Source organism: Pseudoalteromonas sp. SWYJZ19 (genome assembly GCF_015864375.1).
In the GTDB taxonomy this organism is placed as follows: domain Bacteria; phylum Pseudomonadota; class Gammaproteobacteria; order Enterobacterales; family Alteromonadaceae; genus Pseudoalteromonas; species Pseudoalteromonas arctica.
Genome location: NZ_JADYXI010000012.1, coordinates 139,785 through 159,813, shown reverse-complemented (window position 1 = coordinate 159,813; position 20,029 = coordinate 139,785). Strand labels below are relative to the sequence as shown.

At 41.4% G+C, this 20,029-nt stretch carries 13 protein-coding genes and 1 tRNA gene; 1 reads left to right on the top strand and 13 read right to left on the bottom strand.

Going from position 1 to position 20,029, the window contains the following annotated elements; genetic code table 11:
• From I6F45_RS13360 to I6F45_RS13300, 13 genes are all read right to left on the bottom strand, one after another.
• Nucleotides 1–157 (bottom strand): GTP-binding protein (locus I6F45_RS13360; RefSeq protein ID WP_231609672.1); only part of this gene is annotated, 157 nt, incomplete at its 3' end.
• Nucleotides 158–219: 62 nt separating this feature from the next.
• Nucleotides 220–2,334: an elongation factor G gene (gene fusA / locus I6F45_RS13355; protein ID WP_165728275.1), complete on the bottom strand. Its 2,115-nt coding sequence runs from the start codon at nucleotides 2,332–2,334 to the stop codon at nucleotides 220–222.
• A 27-nt stretch (nucleotides 2,335–2,361) separates the two neighbouring features.
• A complete protein-coding gene (gene rpsG, locus I6F45_RS13350) occupies nucleotides 2,362–2,832 on the bottom strand; it encodes a 30S ribosomal protein S7 (RefSeq protein WP_010392135.1) in 471 nt (156 codons plus the stop codon).
• Nucleotides 2,833–2,929: 97 nt separating this feature from the next.
• The gene (gene rpsL / locus I6F45_RS13345) at nucleotides 2,930–3,304 is read right to left on the bottom strand and encodes a 30S ribosomal protein S12 (RefSeq protein WP_008165517.1); all 375 of its coding nucleotides are present in this window, start codon (nucleotides 3,302–3,304) and stop codon (nucleotides 2,930–2,932) included.
• Nucleotides 3,305–3,498: 194 nt separating this feature from the next.
• The gene (rpoC, locus tag I6F45_RS13340; RefSeq protein WP_165740514.1) at nucleotides 3,499–7,674 is read right to left on the bottom strand and encodes a DNA-directed RNA polymerase subunit beta'; all 4,176 of its coding nucleotides are present in this window, start codon (nucleotides 7,672–7,674) and stop codon (nucleotides 3,499–3,501) included.
• Nucleotides 7,675–7,778: 104 nt separating this feature from the next.
• Nucleotides 7,779–11,804 (bottom strand): DNA-directed RNA polymerase subunit beta, encoded by a 4,026-nt coding sequence (gene rpoB, locus I6F45_RS13335; protein ID WP_165740515.1) that lies wholly within the window; start codon nucleotides 11,802–11,804, stop codon nucleotides 7,779–7,781.
• A gap of 271 nt (nucleotides 11,805–12,075) precedes the next feature.
• The gene (rplL, locus tag I6F45_RS13330) at nucleotides 12,076–12,438 is read right to left on the bottom strand and encodes a 50S ribosomal protein L7/L12 (protein ID WP_002958882.1); all 363 of its coding nucleotides are present in this window, start codon (nucleotides 12,436–12,438) and stop codon (nucleotides 12,076–12,078) included.
• Nucleotides 12,439–12,512: 74 nt separating this feature from the next.
• Complete coding sequence (rplJ, locus tag I6F45_RS13325) at nucleotides 12,513–13,007, bottom strand: 50S ribosomal protein L10 (RefSeq protein ID WP_002958881.1); 495 nt, start codon at nucleotides 13,005–13,007, stop codon at nucleotides 12,513–12,515.
• A gap of 322 nt (nucleotides 13,008–13,329) precedes the next feature.
• On the bottom strand, nucleotides 13,330–14,034 hold the full coding sequence (gene rplA / locus I6F45_RS13320) for a 50S ribosomal protein L1 (RefSeq protein ID WP_165740516.1): 705 nt from the start codon (nucleotides 14,032–14,034) through the stop codon (nucleotides 13,330–13,332).
• A gap of 3 nt (nucleotides 14,035–14,037) precedes the next feature.
• Nucleotides 14,038–14,466 (bottom strand): 50S ribosomal protein L11, encoded by a 429-nt coding sequence (gene rplK, locus I6F45_RS13315; protein WP_002958879.1) that lies wholly within the window; start codon nucleotides 14,464–14,466, stop codon nucleotides 14,038–14,040.
• 214 nt (nucleotides 14,467–14,680) lie between these two features.
• Complete coding sequence (gene nusG, locus I6F45_RS13310; RefSeq protein WP_166420077.1) at nucleotides 14,681–15,244, bottom strand: transcription termination/antitermination protein NusG; 564 nt, start codon at nucleotides 15,242–15,244, stop codon at nucleotides 14,681–14,683.
• Between the two features lie 4 nt (nucleotides 15,245–15,248).
• Complete coding sequence (gene secE, locus I6F45_RS13305; protein WP_002958877.1) at nucleotides 15,249–15,626, bottom strand: preprotein translocase subunit SecE; 378 nt, start codon at nucleotides 15,624–15,626, stop codon at nucleotides 15,249–15,251.
• Nucleotides 15,627–15,758: 132 nt separating this feature from the next.
• A tRNA-Trp gene (locus I6F45_RS13300) sits at nucleotides 15,759–15,835 on the bottom strand.
• A 164-nt stretch (nucleotides 15,836–15,999) separates the two neighbouring features.
• Between I6F45_RS13300 and I6F45_RS13295 the strand changes: the two genes are divergently transcribed.
• The gene (locus I6F45_RS13295) at nucleotides 16,000–19,980 is read left to right on the top strand and encodes a hybrid sensor histidine kinase/response regulator transcription factor (protein WP_197160770.1); all 3,981 of its coding nucleotides are present in this window, start codon (nucleotides 16,000–16,002) and stop codon (nucleotides 19,978–19,980) included.
• Nucleotides 19,981–20,029: the final 49 nt, after the last annotated feature.

Below are 20,029 nucleotides of genomic sequence, written 5' to 3'. Positions count from 1 at the left end.
CGTTGTCGATTGATGCGAAATCTTTAGCAACACCGCCGTATACTTTTGCAAGTACGTTAGTGATTGCTGCAGTTAGTGTAGTTTTACCGTGGTCAACGTGGCCGATTGTACCAACGTTTACATGCGGTTTTACGCGTTCAAACTTTTCTTTTGCCATCTTAAAAAATTCCTAATAAAGAAATTAAAGCCTGACTCACTATTGAGCCAGACAAGCTAAAATTATATAACAGCGCGAGCTGAAATTATTGTATCTGCAACGTTTTTCGAGGCTTCAGCGTACTTCACAAACTCCATAGAGTATGAGGCACGGCCCTGTGTTGCAGATCGTAAAGCAGTCGCATAACCAAACATTTCAGAAAGAGGAACTTGCGCATTAATTTGCTTAAGTCCACCTAATGCATCTTCCATGCCTTCGATTATGCCGCGGCGACGATTTAAGTCGCCAACTACATCACCCATATTTGAATCAGGAGTGAGTACTTCAACCTTCATTACTGGCTCTAAAAGTACAGGGTCAGCTTTACGCGCCCCATCTCTCATTGCCAGTGAACCTGCTATTTTAAATGCCATTTCATTCGAATCTACATCATGGAATGAACCATCATATAAAGTCGCTTTAACGCCAAGTAATGGGTAGCCTGCCAGTACACCTTGAGACATTTGCTCTTGGATACCTTTGTCTACCGCAGGAACGAACTCTTTAGGAACAGACCCACCTACGGTTTCGTTAACGAACTCGTAAATTGGTGACTCATCATCCGTAATGTCCATCGGTTCAAGTTTAAGCCAAACGTGACCATATTGACCACGACCACCTGACTGACGTATAAACTTCCCTTCAACCTTAACAGTTGAACGAATAGCTTCTCGGTATGAGACCTGCGGCTTACCAACGTTACATTCAACACTGAATTCACGTTTCATACGGTCGACGATGATATCTAGGTGAAGCTCACCCATGCCAGAGATTATAACCTGGCCTGATTCTTCGTCAGTTTGTACGCGAAAAGAAGGGTCTTCAGCAGCTAGTTTACCTAGCGCGATACCCATCTTATCTTGGTCAGCTATAGTGCGAGGCTCAACCGCAATAGAGATTACTGGTTCAGGGAATTCCATACGCTCAAGCGTAATAATAGAATTCGGATCACACAGTGTTTCACCTGTTGTTACGTCTTTAAGACCAATAGCTGCCGCGATGTCGCCTGCGAAAACTTCTTTGATCTCTTCACGAGAGTTTGAATGCATCTGTACGATACGGCCAAGTCGCTCACGCTTACTTTTTACTGGATTATATACCGTGTCACCCTGTTTAACAGTACCAGAGTAAACACGGAAAAAGGTCAAGGTCCCAACGAACGGGTCTGTAGCAATCTTAAATGCGAGTGCAGCAAACGGCGCTTTATCATTAGCAGGACGTTCTTCCTCAGTACCATTTTCTAAGATACCTTGGATTTGTTTCACTTGCTCTGGCGACGGCATATACTCAACAACGCCATCAAGCACAGCTTGAACGCCTTTGTTTTTAAATGCGCTACCACAAGTAACTGGAACAATCTCATTAGCTAATGTTCGTTGGCGTAAAGCATTTTTAATTTCTGCTTCACTTAACTCTTCACCTTCTAAGTATTTATCCATTAGTTCTTCTGTTGCTTCAGCAGCGCTTTCAACTAAATGAGAGCGCCATTCTTCAGCTAATTCCAGAAGTTCTGCCGGTATTGCCTCATATGAAAAAGTCATACCCTGGTCCGCTTCGTTCCAGTTAATCATTTTCATTTTTATGAGGTCAATAACACCTTTAAAGTCGTCCTCAGCGCCTACAGGCAACTGAATTGGAACAGGCGTTGCTCCAAGACGAGATTTCACCTGGCTAACCACTGCTAAGAAGTCAGCGCCCGTGCGATCCATTTTATTTACGAAGATCATTCTCGGAACTTCGTATTTGTTCGCTTGACGCCAAACTGTCTCAGTTTGCGGCTGTACACCAGATGAAGCACAAAGAACAACTACCGCACCATCGAGTACACGTAAAGAACGCTCTACTTCGATAGTGAAATCTACGTGTCCTGGAGTATCAATAATATTGATACGATGGGCGTCAAATTGAGCGTCCATCCCTTTCCAAAAACACGTTGTTGCAGCAGAAGTGATTGTGATACCACGCTCTTGTTCCTGCTCCATCCAATCCATAGTTGCAGCGCCATCATGTACTTCACCGATCTTATGAGAAAGACCTGTGTAGAACAGAACACGTTCTGTTGTGGTGGTTTTGCCTGCATCTACGTGAGCAACAATACCTATATTACGATAGCGCTCAAGTGGAGTTGTACGTGCCATATGATCCTCTTAAAGGTTAAAGACAGATTACCAACGGTAATGAGCGAATGCTTTATTCGCTTCAGCCATACGGTGAACGTCTTCACGTTTCTTAACCGCAGTGCCTTTGTTGTCAGCAGCGTCAACGATTTCTTGAGCTAAACGTAAGCCCATAGATTTTTCGCCACGCTTACGTGCAGCGTCTACTAACCAACGCATACCTAATGCGTTACGACGAACTGGACGTACTTCAACTGGTACTTGATAAGTTGAACCACCAACACGGCGAGATTTAACTTCTACCTGTGGGCGGATGTTATCAAGTGCAGTTTCAAAGATTTCTAGGTGCGACTTGCCTGATTTCTCAGCAGCCACGTCTAGCGCACCATAAACAATTTTTTCAGCAGTAGATTTCTTGCCGTCTAACATTACGATGTTAACGAATTTAGCAAGAAGTTCCGATCCGAACTTAGGATCTGGAAGAATTTTACGTTGACCGATTACGCGTCTTCTAGGCATTTTGTATCTCCGGTTTATTCAGGTTTGCTCTTTCGAGTCAATCACCCAAAACAATAATTATATATATTTAGTGCTTGGCCTTACTAACGGAATACAATTAGCCTTTAGGGCGTTTTGTACCGTATTTAGAACGAGCTTGACGACGATCGCTAACGCCTGCACAGTCAAGTGCACCACGAACAGTGTGAAAACGCACACCTGGTAAATCTTTAACACGACCACCACGGATTAGGATTACACTATGCTCTTGAAGGTTATGACCTTCACCGCCAATGTATGAAGTTACTTCGAAACCGTTAGTTAAACGTACACGTGCTACTTTACGTAACGCCGAGTTAGGTTTCTTAGGTGTAGTTGTATATACGCGAGTACATACACCGCGCTTTTGCGGACACGCTTTTAGTGCAGCTGAGTTACTTTTCGTAACCTTGCTACGGCGTGGCTTACGCACTAGCTGGTTAATAGTTGCCATTTAAATAGCTCCTGAAATTAAAATTACTACTGAAAAAAATAAAAAATCCGCCCTTTATTTACGAGCCTGCATTGAGCACACAAGTAAATGGGTGGCGGAATTTTAATGAGCAAAGTTTAACCTGTCAACCTAAACTAACCGTAAGACAGCATATAACTGCCTCACGATCACTTAATCCATTGATTAAGAACAGTTTATTGATTTCCAGACAAATCAGCATTTAGAGCGTCTGTAAGTGCTTGAGTTGCCTCTTCTGCACTTACTGTTTGCTCTTCTACTACTACTTTGCTTTGTTTACGGCGAGCCATACGTTCTTGATGATACGCAAAACCGGTACCGGCTGGGATCAAACGACCCACAATTACGTTTTCTTTAAGACCGCGAAGCTCATCGCTCTTACCATTCACTGCCGCATCTGTAAGAACACGTGTTGTCTCTTGGAAAGACGCTGCAGAGATGAAAGATTCTGTTGCTAGTGATGCTTTTGTGATACCCATTAACTGGATTTCATACTTAGCTGGTATCTTACCTTGTTTTTCAAGGTCACGGTTTGCGATATTAACGCGCGCCACTTCGATTTGTTCACCGGCTAAGAAGTCAGTATCACCGCTGTGTATGATGGTACATTTACGAATCATCTGACGGATAATTGTTTCAATGTGCTTGTCATTGATCTTAACGCCTTGCAAACGGTAAACCTCTTGCACTTCGTTAACGATGTAGTTAGCAACATGAGTCACACCACGTAGGCGTAAGATGTCATGCGGTGATTCAGGACCATCGGCGATAACTTCACCTTTAGACACTTGCTCACCTTCAAACACGTTAAGTTGACGCCACTTAGGAATCATTTCTTCGTAATGATCACCTTCAGCTGGAGTAATAACTAAACGCTTCTTACCTTTAGTCTCTTTACCGAAGCTAATAGTACCTGTGATCTCAGCTAATATAGCTGGTTCTTTTGGCTTACGAGCTTCAAATAAGTCGGCTACGCGTGGTAGACCACCCGTGATATCACGAGTTTTCGAACCTTCTTGCGGAATACGTGCTAACACGTCACCTGGGTTTGCTGTAACGCCGTCAATAACTTCAATCGTCGTGAATGAAGGAAGACGTGTTTCTTGCAGACCGCGCTCTTCACTTTCGATGATAAGCTTTGGTTCTTTCGTATTTACTTTAGCAAGATCTTTTACAACTACACGGGTTAAACCAGTTAGTTCATCAGTCTGTGCTTCAGTATTTGAATCATCGATATCGCTGAACGATACTTTTGACTTATGCTCAAGAACGATTGGGTGACTATGCGGGTCCCAAGTAGCAACGATGTCGTTACCTTGAACTTCCGTATTGTCTTGCACTGTTAATACCGCACCGTAAGGTACTTTATAGCGCTCTTTCTCACGACCATGACTATCAATGATAGTAATTTCCGTAGAACGAGAAGTAATAACAATCTTACCGTCTGTGTTAAGTACGTACTTAGAGTTATGAAGTTTTAATGTACCGTTAGTTTTAACTTGTACATTATTTTCTGCAGATGCTCTAGATGCCGCACCACCGATGTGGAAGGTACGCATTGTTAACTGTGTACCTGGCTCACCGATTGACTGTGCCGCGATAACACCCACTGATTCACCAGCGTTGATGATATGACCACGTGCTAGGTCACGACCGTAACAGTTAGCACAAACACCAAAGTCATTATCACACGTGATAACAGAACGTACACGAACTTCATCTACTGAGTGCTCTTCTAAAAGGTCACACAGTTTTTCGTCTAGCATGATATTACGTTCAACAAGTACTGTATTAGTACCTGGAATTACAATATCTTCAGCAACAACACGACCTAGAACACGTTCACGAAGTGGTTCTACAACATCACCACCTTCAATAAGCGGTTTCATTGTTAAGCCATCTTCTGTACCACAGTCATCTTCATTGATTACCAAATCTTGTGCAACGTCTACTAGACGACGCGTTAGGTAACCCGAGTTTGCTGTTTTAAGTGCTGTATCGGCAAGACCTTTACGCGCACCATGCGTTGAGATGAAGTACTGAAGTACGTTTAGACCTTCACGGAAGTTAGCTGTGATTGGCGTCTCGATGATTGAACCATCTGGACGTGCCATTAGACCACGCATACCCGCCAACTGACGAATCTGTGCAGCACTACCACGAGCACCTGAGTCGGCCATCATAAACACTGAGTTAAATGACGGTTGCTCTACTTCTTCACCTTGTGCATTGATAACTGTGTCTTTCGACAAGTTAGACATCATCTCACGTGATAAGTTTTCGTTTACACGTGACCAGATATCGATAACTTTGTTGTACTTTTCACCAGCCGTTACAAGACCTGATTGGAATTGTTGGTTGATTTCAGTAACTTCAGCTTCAGCTGATTCAATTATCTGTGCTTTAACCGGTGGGATAACTAAGTCATCAATACCGATAGAAACACCTGACTTCATTGCATAATGGAAACCGGTGTACATAACTTGGTCAGCAAAGATAACTGTATCTTTAAGACCTAAACGACGGTAACACTCATTCAATAAGCCAGAAATCTGCTTTTTACCTAGCGGCTGGTTGATTGACGCAAACGGCATGCCTTTAGGTAAAATTAGAGACAGAATTGCACGACCAACAGTTGTATCGATAACAGTGATAGTGTCTTCTACTACGCCGTCTTCGTTTTTAACTGATTGACTAATACGTACTTTCACGATTGCGTGAAGGTCTGCATTGCCACTGCGGTATGCTTTTTCTGCTTCTTTTGGATCTTTAAATATCGCGCCTTCGCCTTTAGCGTTAATGCGGTCACGAGTCATGTAATAAAGACCCAATACAACATCCTGTGAAGGAACGATGATTGGCTCACCATTCGCAGGAGATAGAATGTTGTTTGTTGACATCATCAATGCACGAGCTTCAAGCTGCGCTTCGATTGTTAACGGTACGTGTACCGCCATTTGGTCACCATCGAAATCGGCGTTGTACGCCGCACATACTAATGGATGCAAATGAATTGCTTTACCTTCGATAAGCACAGGCTCAAACGCTTGGATACCCAAACGGTGAAGTGTTGGTGCACGGTTAAGTAATACTGGATGTTCACGAATTACTTCGTCAAGTACATCCCATACTTCCGGAACTTCACGTTCAACCATCTTCTTAGCAGCTTTGATTGTCGTAGCCATGCCGCGACGTTCTAGTTTGCCATAGATGAATGGTTTGAATAGCTCTAGTGCCATCTTCTTAGGAAGACCACATTGGTGAAGCTTAAGTGTAGGACCAACTGTGATTACAGAACGGCCTGAATAATCTACACGCTTACCAAGTAGATTCTGACGGAAGCGACCTTGCTTACCCTTGATCATATCAGCAAGAGATTTAAGAGGACGTTTGTTAGAACCTGTAATTGCACGACCACGACGACCGTTATCAAGTAGCGCATCTACCGCTTCTTGTAACATACGTTTTTCGTTGCGTACAATAATGTCTGGTGCTGCTAAATCTAGTAGACGTTTAAGACGGTTATTACGGTTAATAACACGACGGTAAAGGTCATTTAGATCAGATGTCGCAAAACGACCACCGTCTAATGGTACTAATGGGCGTAGATCAGGTGGCAATACTGGAAGTACTGTCATGATCATCCACTCAGGGTTATTACCTGATTGGTGGAACGATTCCATTAACTTAAGACGTTTAGTGATTTTTTTACGCTTAGTTTCAGAGTTAATTGTTGGTAACTCTTCACGCATCTCAGCAATTAATTGAGCAAGATCAAGTTCACGAAGCAAGTCTAAAACTGCTTCAGCACCCATCTTAGCTTCAAATTCATCACCATGCTCTTCTAGTGAATCTAAGTATTCTTCTTCACCTAATAGCTGACCACGCTCAAGCGTTGTCATACCAGGCTCAGTTACTACGAATGATTCGAAGTAAAGAACACGTTCAATATCACGAAGCGTCATATCTAGCATTAAGCCAATACGTGACGGTAATGATTTTAAAAACCATATATGTGCAACTGGGCTCGCAAGGTCGATATGACCCATACGATCGCGTCGCACTTTAGTGAGTGTTACTTCAACGCCACACTTTTCACAGATCACACCACGGTGTTTAAGGCGTTTATATTTACCACATAAACACTCATAATCTTTCACTGGGCCGAAAATACGGGCACAGAATAAGCCATCGCGCTCAGGCTTGAAAGTACGGTAGTTAATAGTCTCAGGTTTCTTTACTTCACCGAATGACCATGAACGAACCATGTCTGGTGAAGCAAGACCAATGCGAATTGCATCGAATTCTTCGGTCTTATTTTGTTGCTTCAGAAACTTAAGTAAGTCTTTCACCTTAGCTCTCCTGTCGGAGTTAATCTTGAGGACGGATAATTTCGTCCCTACATTCTATTCAGCCGTAACAGATGCTGCAGCGTTAACTGCAGCATCTAATTGGCTTAATTTTCTTCCAACTCGATGTTGATACCCAGTGAGCGGATTTCTTTCAACAATACGTTGAACGATTCTGGCATACCTGGTTCCATTTTATGGTTACCATCAACGATGTTTTTATACATCTTAGTACGACCGTTCACGTCATCCGATTTCACTGTTAGCATTTCTTGTAGAGTGTAAGCAGCACCGTAAGCTTCAAGTGCCCATACTTCCATCTCACCAAAACGCTGGCCACCGAACTGGGCTTTACCACCCAGCGGCTGCTGAGTAACAAGGCTGTAAGAACCAGTAGAACGTGCATGCATTTTATCATCAACTAAGTGATTCAATTTAAGCATGTACATGTAACCAACAGTTACTTGACGTTCAAACTGATCGCCAGTACGGCCATCATAAAGTGTAACCTGACCACTACGAGGATAGCCCGCAAGCTCAAGCATGTCTTTGATTTCGCTTTCTTTCGCGCCATCAAATGCAGGAGTAGCTATTGGTAAACCACCTTTTAAGTTTTCAGCTAGACGACGAATTTCGTCATCAGTGAAGCTAGCAATATCTACAACTTGGCGAGATTCGCCAATTTCGTATGCTTGCTTGATGAAGTCACGTAGCTCATGAAGCTCACGTTGTTCTTTCATCATCTCTTCAATACGTTCACCGATACCACGTGCAGCAAGACCCATATGTGTTTCAAGGATCTGACCGATGTTCATACGTGATGGTACACCTAGTGGATTCAATACGATATCTACCGTACGACCTTTGTCATCGTAAGGCATATCTTCTACTGGTACGATAGTCGAGATAACACCTTTGTTACCATGACGACCCGCCATTTTATCACCCGGTTGGATACGACGTTTAACAGCTAGGTATACTTTAACAATCTTAAGTACGCCTGGTGCTAAGTCATCACCTTGGGTAATTTTACGACGTTTGTTTTCAAACTTCTTATCGTATTCAGCTTTAAGCTCATCGTATTGTGCAGCTAGTTGCTCAAGCTCAGCTTGCTTGTCTTCTTCAGCAAGACTTTGCGTAAGTACTTTTTCAGCATTTAGAGATGCAAGTTTATCTTCATCAAAACCAGCAGCTATAAGTAGCTTACGTGCACGGTCTAAAACGCCTGCTTCTAAAATACGGAACTCTTCGTTGAAGTCTTTCTTCGCTTCGCGAAGCTGCATGTCTTCAACTTCTAACGCGCGTTTATCTTTTTCAACACCATCACGGGTGAAAACTTGCACGTCAATTACAGTACCAGTTACAGAATTTGGTACACGTAAAGAGCTGTCTTTAACGTCAGACGCTTTTTCGCCGAAGATAGCACGCAGTAGCTTCTCTTCAGGTGTAAGCTGTGTTTCGCCTTTAGGAGTCACTTTACCTACTAGGATATCGCCGCCTTTAACTTCAGCACCAATATATACAACGCCTGATTCATCAAGCTTGCCTAGTGCAGATTCACCCACGTTCGGGATATCTGCTGTGATCTCTTCTGGACCTAATTTAGTATCACGGGCAACACACTGTAGCTCTTGAATATGGATAGTCGTTAGACGATCTTCTTCAACTACGCGCTCAGATAACAAGATTGAATCTTCGAAGTTATAACCGTTCCATGGCATGAATGCCACGCGAAGGTTTTGACCAAGGGCTAAATCACCTAAGTCAGTCGAAGGACCATCTGCTAACACGTCACCACGAGTAACCGGTTCGCCAACCATACAAGTTGGTTTTTGGTTAATACATGTATTTTGGTTTGAACGTGTGTATTTGGTTAAGTTGTAGATGTCGATGCCCGCTTCACCAGGGATGCGTTCTTCTTCATGTACATTTACAACGATGCGACTTGCGTCAGCATACATTACTTCACCACCACGTTTAGCAACGATAGTTACACCAGAGTCTTTCGCTAGTGTTAACTCAATACCAGTACCTACTAACGGCTTATCCGCTTTCAATGTTGGTACTGCTTGACGTTGCATGTTTGAACCCATCAATGCACGGTTAGCATCATCGTGTTCTAGGAACGGGATAAGTGCTGCCGCTACAGAGATCACCTGTTGTGGTGATACATCCATATACTGCTGGTCCATGCGACCCATAAAGGTAGATTCACCTTTGTGACGACATGGGATAAGTTCATCAACAAACTCATTGGTTTCAGTTAAGTTTGAATTCGCCTGTGCTATAACAAACTGACCTTCTTCAATGGCTGATAAATAATCAACTTCATCAGTTACAACACCATCTACCACTTTGCGGTAAGGTGTTTCTAAGAAACCGTAGTCATTTGTACGTGCGTACGTAGACAATGAGTTAATTAGACCGATGTTTGGACCCTCAGGAGTCTCGATTGGACATACGCGACCATAGTGAGTTACGTGAACGTCACGTACTTCAAAGCCTGCACGTTCACGAGTTAGACCGCCCGGACCTAATGCAGAGATACGACGTTTATGCGTAACTTCTGATAGTGGGTTATTTTGGTCCATAAACTGTGATAACTGAGACGAGCCGAAGAACTCTTTAACCGCTGCCGAAATAGGCTTAGCGTTAATAAGATCTTGTGGCATTATCGCGTCAAGGTCACCTAAGCTTAAACGCTCACGTACAGCACGTTCAACACGTACTAGACCAACACGGAATTGGTTCTCAGCCATTTCGCCAACACTACGTATACGACGGTTGCCTAAGTGATCGATATCATCAACATCGCCTTGACCGTTACGAATAGCAATTAATACTTTCATAACAGACACGATGTCTTCTTTGCTTAATGTACCAGGGCCTGTGTCTGTATCGTAACCAACACGGCTATTAAACTTCATACGACCTACAGTAGATAAGTCATAACGTTCTTCAGAGAAGAACAAGTTCTGGAATAAGGCTTCAGCCGCGTCTTTCGTCGGTGGCTCGCCTGGGCGCATCATGCGGTAAATTTCTACTAGTGCTTCTAAACGGCTGCTTGCAGAGTCAATGTTCAAAGTATTTGACATGTAAGCACCGCTGTCCACTTCATTGATATATAACGTATCAATTTTAGTGTAACCGGCTTTAACCAATTCAGCCATTAGCTCTAGAGTTAGCTCGTCATTTGCATTTGCAATAACTTCACCAGTTGACTCATCAACATAGTTTTTAGCTACAATACGGCCAATGATGTACTCATGTGGTACTTCTAATTGCTTAATGCCTTTCTTCTCGATGCTCTTGATGTGGCGAGCCGTAACACGACGACCGCTTTCAACAAATACTTCACCGTCTTCGCTCTTGATATCAAAAGCGGCAGTTTCACCACGTAAACGCGAAGGTACAAGTTCCATAAGAACTTTACCGTTCGTTACTTCAAACGTAGTGTTATCGAAGAACATATCTAGGATTTGTTCGCTAGAATAATCTAGTGCACGTAGGATGATAGACGCCGGTAATTTACGACGGCGGTCAATACGTACATATAAGTTATCTTTTGCATCAAATTCGAAGTCTAACCATGAACCACGGTAAGGTATAACGCGTGCGTTATATAATACTTTACCCGATGAATGGGTTTTACCGCGGTCGTTATCAAAGAATACACCAGGGCTACGGTGTAGCTGAGAAACGATAACACGCTCTGTACCATTGATTACAAAAGTACCGGTATCTGTCATGAGCGGAATTTCGCCCATGTAAACTTCTTGCTCTTTAATGTCTTTAACTGTGCCTGGTGCTTCTTTGTCCATAACAACAAGACGCAGTTTCACGCGAAGTGGAGCAGAATAAGTCACACCGCGAATTTGACATTCTTTTACATCGAAAACTGGCTCACCAATACGGTAACTTACGTATTGAAGCTCAGAATTTCCCGAGTAGCTTTTAATAGGGAACACAGAACGGAAGGCAGCTTCCAAACCATGATCGCCATCAGCGTCCGGCACTAAGAATTTTTTAAACGATTCTAACTGTGTAGACAGTAAAAAAGGTATATCCAAAACTTGTGGACGTTTACCAAAATCCTTACGGATACGTTTCTTTTCAGAATAAGAGTAAGCCATGGGGTTCCTCAGCTTGCTGATCTTTGACCCGACCTGTTCTTGTAAGAACAGACTTAACTGGCAGCTATGCCAAGATTTTACAACATTTAACTGTTGTTCTAATTAGATCCCACTTTAACACTAGCAAACTATAAAGCGTTGAAAGTAAAGAAAAAATCAGATTTTATTTGAACTAAAAGAGTGCATCACTCTATAGCGCAAAAAGGCCGGTGATTAAATAATCACCAGCCCTTGCCTGATTTCTCAGGCAGCGAACTTAGCAAAAGCTAAATTACTTAACCTCAACTTCAGCACCAGCTTCAGTAAGATCTTTTGCAAGTGCTTCAGCTTCTTCTTTAGATACACCTTCTTTAACAGGTGTAGGAGCAGCTTCAACAAGAGCTTTCGCTTCTTTAAGGCCAAGGCCAGTTGCGCTACGAACAGCTTTGATTGCAGAAACCTTGTTAGCGCCAGCGCCAGTAAGGATTACGTCAAATTCTGTTTTCTCTTCAGCAGCTTCAGCAGCTGGACCAGCTACCATTGCAGCTGCAGCAGTTACGCCGAATTTTTCTTCCATTGCTTCGATAAGAGCAACAACGTCCATTACTGACATTTCAGCAATTGCGTCAAGGATTTGGTCTTTAGATACAGACATTACAAATTTCCTAATAATTAACGGACATTACGTCCAAATAAATTTTACACCGAAAGTGATTAAACAGCTTAAAATTAAGCAGCTTGCTCTTCTTTCTGTACACGTACTGCTTCAATTGTTTTACACAATTTGCCAGCAGACGCTTCTTTCATAGCACTCATTAAGCGTGCAACAGCTTCATCGTATGTAGGTAATGTAGCAAGCATTGCTGCATCAACAACATTTCCTTCAAAAGCGGCCGTTTTAAGCTCGAATTTCTCATTCTTTTTCGCGAAATCTGAAAAGATACGCGCAGCAGCACCTGGGTGCTCTGATGAGAAAGCGATTAAGCTTGGACCAACAAATGAATCAGAAAGACACTCAAAATCTGTTCCTTCAAGAGCACGTTTTGCTAAAGTGTTACGGACAACTTTCATCCAAACACCATTTGCACGAGCTTCTTTACGAAGGGCAGTGATTGCGCCAACTGTTACACCACGAGAATCTGCAACAACTGCAGATAGAGCACCATTGGCTGCTTCGTTGACTTCAGCAACTATTGCTTTTTTGCCTTGAAGATTTAAAGCCATGGGTGTTACTCCTGGTTTAATGGGGATACCGATTATCGGATTCCCCTGTTCTACTCTTCCCTACCAAACAAGGTAGAGATGCTTTTTACGGCGAGAGCCAGAAGGATTAGGAAAAATCTATCTGGGGTCTACACCGTCTACGTAGGTGAATATTAAGGCCGAAGCCACCTACGGTCTTGGACGGAAGCCCAATTTATCGTTAACCCCGAAGGCTTAACGAAATTATGGACTTCAACCCGAATTCTTTACTTTGCTAATTAATAAATTAATCAACAAAATGGCGCGAAATTATAGTACAAATTTCACGCCATGTAAACACTAATTAAGCTACAGTTGTGCTTAAAGTGCCTTGGTCAACAGAAACACCTGCGCCCATTGTTGTAGAGATAGTTACTTTCTTCAAGTAAATACCTTTAGCTTGAGAAGGTTTAGCCTTCTTAAGCGCAACAATTAGAGACTCAAGGTTTTGTTGTAATTGCTCTGCAGTGAAATCAACCTTACCAATAGTAGTATGGATGATGCCATTTTTGTCATTACGGTAACGTACTTGACCTGCTTTAGCATTTTTAACTGCTTCTGCAACGTTAGGCGTTACAGTACCAGTTTTAGGGTTTGGCATTAGACCACGTGGGCCTAAGATTTGACCTAGTTGACCAACAACACGCATAGCGTCTGGTGATGCAACAACAACGTCAAAGTTCATCTCGCCTTTTTTAACTAGTTCAGCAAGATCTTCCATGCCTACTAATTCAGCACCGGCTTCTTTTGCAGCTTCTGCATTAGCGCCTTGTGTGAATACAGCAACACGAACGTCACGACCAGTACCGTTAGGTAGTACAGTAGCACCACGAACGTTTTGATCAGATTTACGAGCATCGATACCAAGGTTAACGGCAACGTCAACACTTTCTACGAATTTAGCTGTCGCTAACTCTTTTAAAAGAGCAACTGCTTCATTGATTTCGTAATCTTTTGTTACTTCCACTTTTTCGCGGATAGTACGCATACGTTTAGTTAATTTAGCCATTTCTTAGTCCTCTACGTTCAAGCCCATCGCACGCGCAGAACCTGCGATAGTGCGAACCGCTGCGTCCATATCGGCAGCTGTAAGGTCAGTTCGTTTTGTCTCAACAATTTCTTCAAGTTGAGCACGAGTTACTGTGCCTACTTTATCAGTGTTAGGACGGCCTGAGCCTGACTTGATACCAGCAGCTTTCTTAAGTAAGTAAGCAGCAGGTGGCGTTTTCATGTCGAACGTAAATGAACGGTCACCGTAAACAGAGATCACTACAGGAACTGGAGCGCCTTTTTCGATAGACTCTGTACGTGCGTTAAACGCTTTACAGAATTCCATGATGTTTACACCGTGTTGACCTAGTGCAGGACCTACTGGAGGACTAGGATTAGCCATACCAGCGGCAACTTGTAGCTTGATTAGAGCTTCAACTTTTTTAGCCATTATAAATACCTCATTTGGTGGGTCTCAGCCTTGTGCGCGCGAGGACGCGTACTCTAACGGCTTCCCAGTTTAAAAATTGGTTTCGTACTTTTTGCACAGTAAAAATAAATTTTTACCTTAATACAAAAAGGCCGCTGATTATAAGTTAATCAGCGGCCTTTTTCAAGCTTCATACTAAAATTTAAATAAAAATCAGCGAAGCTTTTTTAATCAATTACCTATCTTGCTCAACTTGACCGAATTCAAGCTCAACTGGCGTAGAACGACCAAAAATAAGTACAGATACTTTTACGCGGCTTTTTTCGTAGTCAACTTCTTCAACTACACCACTGAAATCTGCAAATGGTCCATCAGTAACGCGTACAACTTCACCTGGTTCAAATAATGTAGCAGGTTTAGGTGCTTCAGCATTTTCTTGTAGGCGATTAAGAATACGTTCTGCTTCTTTAGGACTAATTGGAGCAGGACGATCAGACGTACCACCAATAAAGCCCATTACGCGTTCAGTGCTGTTCACTAAGTGCCAGCTTGCGTCATTCATATCCATTTGTACTAGTACATAACCTGGGAAGAATTTACGCTCAGATTTACGCTTTTGTCCAGCGCGCATCTCAACAACTTCTTCAGTTGGTACTAATATTTCACCAAAGCTCGATTCAAGACCTTCGATTTTAATGTGTTCAGTTAACGTTTGAGCTACACGCTTTTCGTAACCAGAAAAGGCTTGTACTACATACCAACGTAACTTAATTTCTTTGTTCTCGTTCTCATCCGACATGGGATCAGATCTCCAATCCAGTTAAAAAGCCTACAGCGCGGAATAAAATGCCATCTAATCCCCAAAGGATAAGTGCCATAATCACTGTTGCAACCATTACAATTAATGTCGTGTGGGTAGTTTCTTGACGCGTTGGCCAAATAACTTTGCGTACTTCAATTCGAGCTTCTTTAGCGAAAGCAAGAAAGTTACGTCCCTTAAATGTTTGCGAGGCAATTGCTAATCCGGCCGCTATTGCAACAACAACGCCGATAGCACGTAGTAATACAGATTGATCTGCATACATATGATTACCAACAACTGCGCCTGCAAGTAGCGCGATTGCTACTAACCACTTTACTGACTCCATCGCACTTGATGGTGTTTCTACATTCGTGCTCATAATATTATTACCTTAACTACAGACACAACAACCCTACACTACGGCAGGGTTAATCCATTAAAATCTAAACTTAAAAACAGACTTAATTTAAACCGGTTTTTAATCTCAGACTACTCAAACCACAAGTAAAACTGGCAGGGGCGGAGAGATTCGAACTCCCAACCATCGGTTTTGGAGACCGCTGTTCTACCAATTGGAACTACGCCCCTGCAAAGTGGATGCCTATTATACTTACGCAGTCCATTAACACAAGCCTAAAAGATACCCACATTGGAAAATCTCGGCATTGCATTAAAAAATCAATCTTAACATTGATTAAAAAGCAGTTTATGATTGTCCAAATTATAGGGACTCACAATTAGATGGGAAGTCTGTGAAAGCAATAAAAACAATCATAAGATATAAAATTATTAGCTTTTTATTATTATTTCATATTAGTTCTTATGCCCTGCCATTGTACTTAGATACATATACAAATGAACAAGGTTTATCACAAAATTCAATTACCTGCAGTACCACTGATGAAAAAGGGTTTCATTGGTTTGCTACCCAAGGTGGCTTAAACCGATTTGATGGGTATGAATTTAAGCACTATAAATTCAATCCTTCACAACCTAGTATTTCGGGAAATTGGATTACGGACTGCCTGAATTTAGGAAACGGCCACATTTGGTTTGCGACAACAAGTAATGGACTTAACTTATTAAATACTGAAACAGGAAGTTTTAGTGTTTTTAACCAGTACTCAGCTCCTCCTATTACAAATGAACGTATTTCATCAATTTCTTCTAATTCGCCACAAATCATTTGGATTGGTCACGATAAAGGGCAACTTACTCGTTTAGATACATACACAGGTACTACCGAATTATTTTCTTATCAGGGCACGAATCACTTAAATGTTGTTTTTAAGGATGTGCTTTTTGATGATCAAAAAAACCTTTGGTTAGCAAGTAGTATCGGGCTGATTAAGTTCGATACACAAACACATCGGTTCGAACATATATCTAATAGCCCTGAACAGCTCTGGCAATTAAAAAAAGTAACAAACGGCAAATTTATTATAGGAGGTAAGACTGGTCTAAGTGTTTTTGACTCAAACACACTCGCATTTTATAACTTTGAGCAACTCAAAAATGTTTGGGTCACAGATATACTTTTTGATGATGAAAAAAAATTATGGGTAAGCACTTATGGTCATGGTCTTTATTACCAAGCTACAGATAATTTACTAAGTAGCGAGTTTCGTCAACTTACTCACTCTCCAGATTTAAAACATGGCTTAGCTAACGATCACCTATTATCACTTTACCAAGACCCTCAAGGCATTATTTGGATTGGTACAGACGGCTATGGATTACATCGCTATGATAAAAGGCAGGCTCAGTTTGGTCATCAAAAACATCAAAGCAATAACCCAGCTTCTATCTCGAATGACTTTGTAAGAGCAATACTCAAAGACAGTAACAACTTACTTTGGGTGGGTACGCGCGACGGACTTAACAAACAAACTGACACAGGATTTAAACGCTATGAAACAGATAAAAATCAAGATATAGGCTTAACTAATAACAATATATTTAGTCTTTATGAAGATGCCAATAAACGCGTATGGATAGGCACATACGGAGGTGGTTTACTGCTTTACAACCCAATTAATGATAACTTTTCGGCTTTTACTGTGCAAAGCCATCAACTCAGTAGTAACCGTATTTATGCAATCGAAGGTGATCTAAGTGGTAATTTATGGCTGGGCAGTAACGAAGGCTTAACGCGATTTAATCCCGATACTTTACAGGTTACAAATTTTAAATACACCGCAGATAAAAATAGTATCTCAAATAATACTGTTTTTAGTATTACTTATGACAGCGACAACAACGCTATATGGGCAGGAACCCGCGCAGGGTTAAATAAACTTTCTTTACATGATGAAACATTCACCCATTACCAAAGCGATCTTAAAAAGCCTAATAGTTTAACGCATGACATGGTTACATCCTTGCATTTACAAGATAAAAACACTTTATGGGTAGGTACTTTTGGCGGGCTCAATAAGTTAAATATCCAAACAAACAAAGTAATAAACATTACAGAGTTTGATGGCTTACTTAACGATAATATTTTTGCAATTAAACAAGATAGCAGCGGTTACTTGTGGCTAAGCAGCAACCAAGGCCTAACCCGTTACGCTCCTCAAACCCAACAAATGCAGCATTTTTTACCCGCAAACGGTATACAGCATCATTCTTTTATTTTAGGTGCCGCTTTTCAAGCCGATGACGGCGAGCTATTTTTTGGTGGTATTAACGGTTTTAATCAATTTGATCCGTTAAAGCTGACTCTAGCAACTCAACCCCCAGAACCCGTTATTACAGACTTACTTATTTTTAACCAGTCAGTCGGGACACAGCAATATATAAAAAACAAGACCCAAACGGCTAAGCTTATAAGCTATACAGACAGACTCTTTTTTAAAGAAGAAGATGGTGTTATCGGCTTTAAATTTTCTGCTTTAAACAGTGCAGAGCCCCCTTCTCAATACCAATATGCTTACAAGTTAGCTGGGTTAGATAAGCAGTTTTTATACGCAAACAAAAACCAGAGGCAAGTTAGTTATTCTCAACTTCCCGCTGGAAGCTATCACTTTATTGTAAAAGTTAAAGATCAATACGGTCAATGGAGTGATGATAAAACAATGGTTGCGCTTAAAGTTACTCCACCTTGGTGGAAGAACAATGTTGCCTATGTAACTTACATCATTATCGTATTATTTATAATGTGGTTAATTATAACAGCAAGGTATAGAGCTAACGTTGCAGAGCAAGCAAACTTAAAAGAGAAAGAACTTAGCAACTTAAAAACCCAACTATTAGATAATGTTAGCCATGAACTTAAAACACCATTGAGCTTAATATTAGCGCCACTTGAGAGTTTACAAAAAAGCCATAAGGATTCAGACACCCAACAAAAACTAGCGATGATTCAACGTAATAGCTATAAGCTATTGGATCAAATAAACCAACTTTTACAGCTCAGCCAGCGCCCAAGCACAGCAGTGAAACACGTCACACCCTATGCTATAAAGCCGGTAGTTGAACAATTAATTGAAGATTTCACCCCTTTATTTAAACAAAAAAATATTACGTTCAAGTTTGAAGATTTAACACAAAAAACTATTCCCATTAAATTAGAGCTAAATCATACAATTTCTATTATCAGTAACTTATTGAGTAACGCACAAAAATACACTCCAAACACTGGCAAAGTATTACTTCAGCTATTAACTCAAAAACAAACATTAATCATCACAGTCTCAGATACTGGTGTTGGTATAGATAAAGAGCACCTTGAGACCGTTTTTCAACGATTTACACGCATAGATACGAGTAATCAAAGTGGTAGCGGTATTGGCTTAGCGCTGGTGAAGCAGCTAGTTGAGCAATATGGAGGAACTATTGAACTTAAAAGTGAATTAAACAAAGGAAGTTGTTTTACTGTTTCACTCCCAACAACTCAAACAGACGAAACCTCTAACCTCACGGCTCTTGCTGTGTCTAAAAACAATAATTTATGTGCAGTAAAAAGTAATAAGATTCTTATTATTGAAGACAACGATGAAATGCGTGATTTAATAACGTCACTATTTATTAGTAGCTTCACGTGTATAAGTGCAGCTAACGGAGAGCTAGGTTTAGCTTTATGTAAAAACGAAATGCCTGACTTGGTAATAAGTGATGTAATGATGCCTGTTATGGATGGCTATCAGTTTATTAAAGCACTGCGCAGCGACACGGCTATTAGCCATATTCCGGTGTTATTACTTTCAGCAAAGGCAGATACGCATAGTAAATTAAAGGGCCTAGACTTACTTGCTGATGACTATTTGAGTAAACCTTTTGAGCCGCAGCTGTTACTCAGCCGCGTTCAAGGGTTATTAACGATTAGAGAAGTACTTAATCAACATTTAAAACAACAACTACCTGCTTTATCACAAACAACCCAGCTCGACCCACAAATGGCGCAAAGTAAAGATTATGTATTTACCGAGCGTGTAAAAACGACAGTAAAAGAGCATTACCAAGACGAAGCATTTAGCGTAGAAGAATTTGCAGCAGCGCTCTACCTTAGCCCTCGCGCTTTACAATTAAAAATGAAAGCCTTGTACAACCTAACACCAAGCGATTACATTCGAAATATTCGTTTAGAATTTGCACAAGAGCTTTTAAAAAATAGTGAGCTTGCAATTGGTCTAGTAGCACAGCAAGTTGGCTTTAATTCACAAAGCTACTTTGCCCGGTGCTTTAAAGCAAAATATAATATGTCCCCAAAACAGTTTCGCGAACAATCCTGATAAATTTCGCCTGTGTGACTAAACATTTCGCACCAGTACTATTATTAAC

Excerpts from the sequence above, each read along its gene's own strand:
- fusA (WP_165728275.1), bottom strand. The coding sequence starts at position 2,334 with ATGGCACGTACAACTCCACTTGAGCGCTATCGTAATATAGGTATTGTT.
- rpsG (WP_010392135.1), bottom strand. The coding sequence starts at position 2,832 with ATGCCTAGAAGACGCGTAATCGGTCAACGTAAAATTCTTCCAGATCCT.
- rpsL (WP_008165517.1), bottom strand. The coding sequence starts at position 3,304 with ATGGCAACTATTAACCAGCTAGTGCGTAAGCCACGCCGTAGCAAGGTT.
- rpoB (WP_165740515.1), bottom strand. The coding sequence starts at position 11,804 with ATGGCTTACTCTTATTCTGAAAAGAAACGTATCCGTAAGGATTTTGGT.
- rplL (WP_002958882.1), bottom strand. The coding sequence starts at position 12,438 with ATGTCTGTATCTAAAGACCAAATCCTTGACGCAATTGCTGAAATGTCA.
- rplJ (WP_002958881.1), bottom strand. The coding sequence starts at position 13,007 with ATGGCTTTAAATCTTCAAGGCAAAAAAGCAATAGTTGCTGAAGTCAAC.
- rplA (WP_165740516.1), bottom strand. The coding sequence starts at position 14,034 with ATGGCTAAATTAACTAAACGTATGCGTACTATCCGCGAAAAAGTGGAA.
- rplK (WP_002958879.1), bottom strand. The coding sequence starts at position 14,466 with ATGGCTAAAAAAGTTGAAGCTCTAATCAAGCTACAAGTTGCCGCTGGT.
- nusG (WP_166420077.1), bottom strand. The coding sequence starts at position 15,244 with ATGTCGGATGAGAACGAGAACAAAGAAATTAAGTTACGTTGGTATGTA.
- secE (WP_002958877.1), bottom strand. The coding sequence starts at position 15,626 with ATGAGCACGAATGTAGAAACACCATCAAGTGCGATGGAGTCAGTAAAG.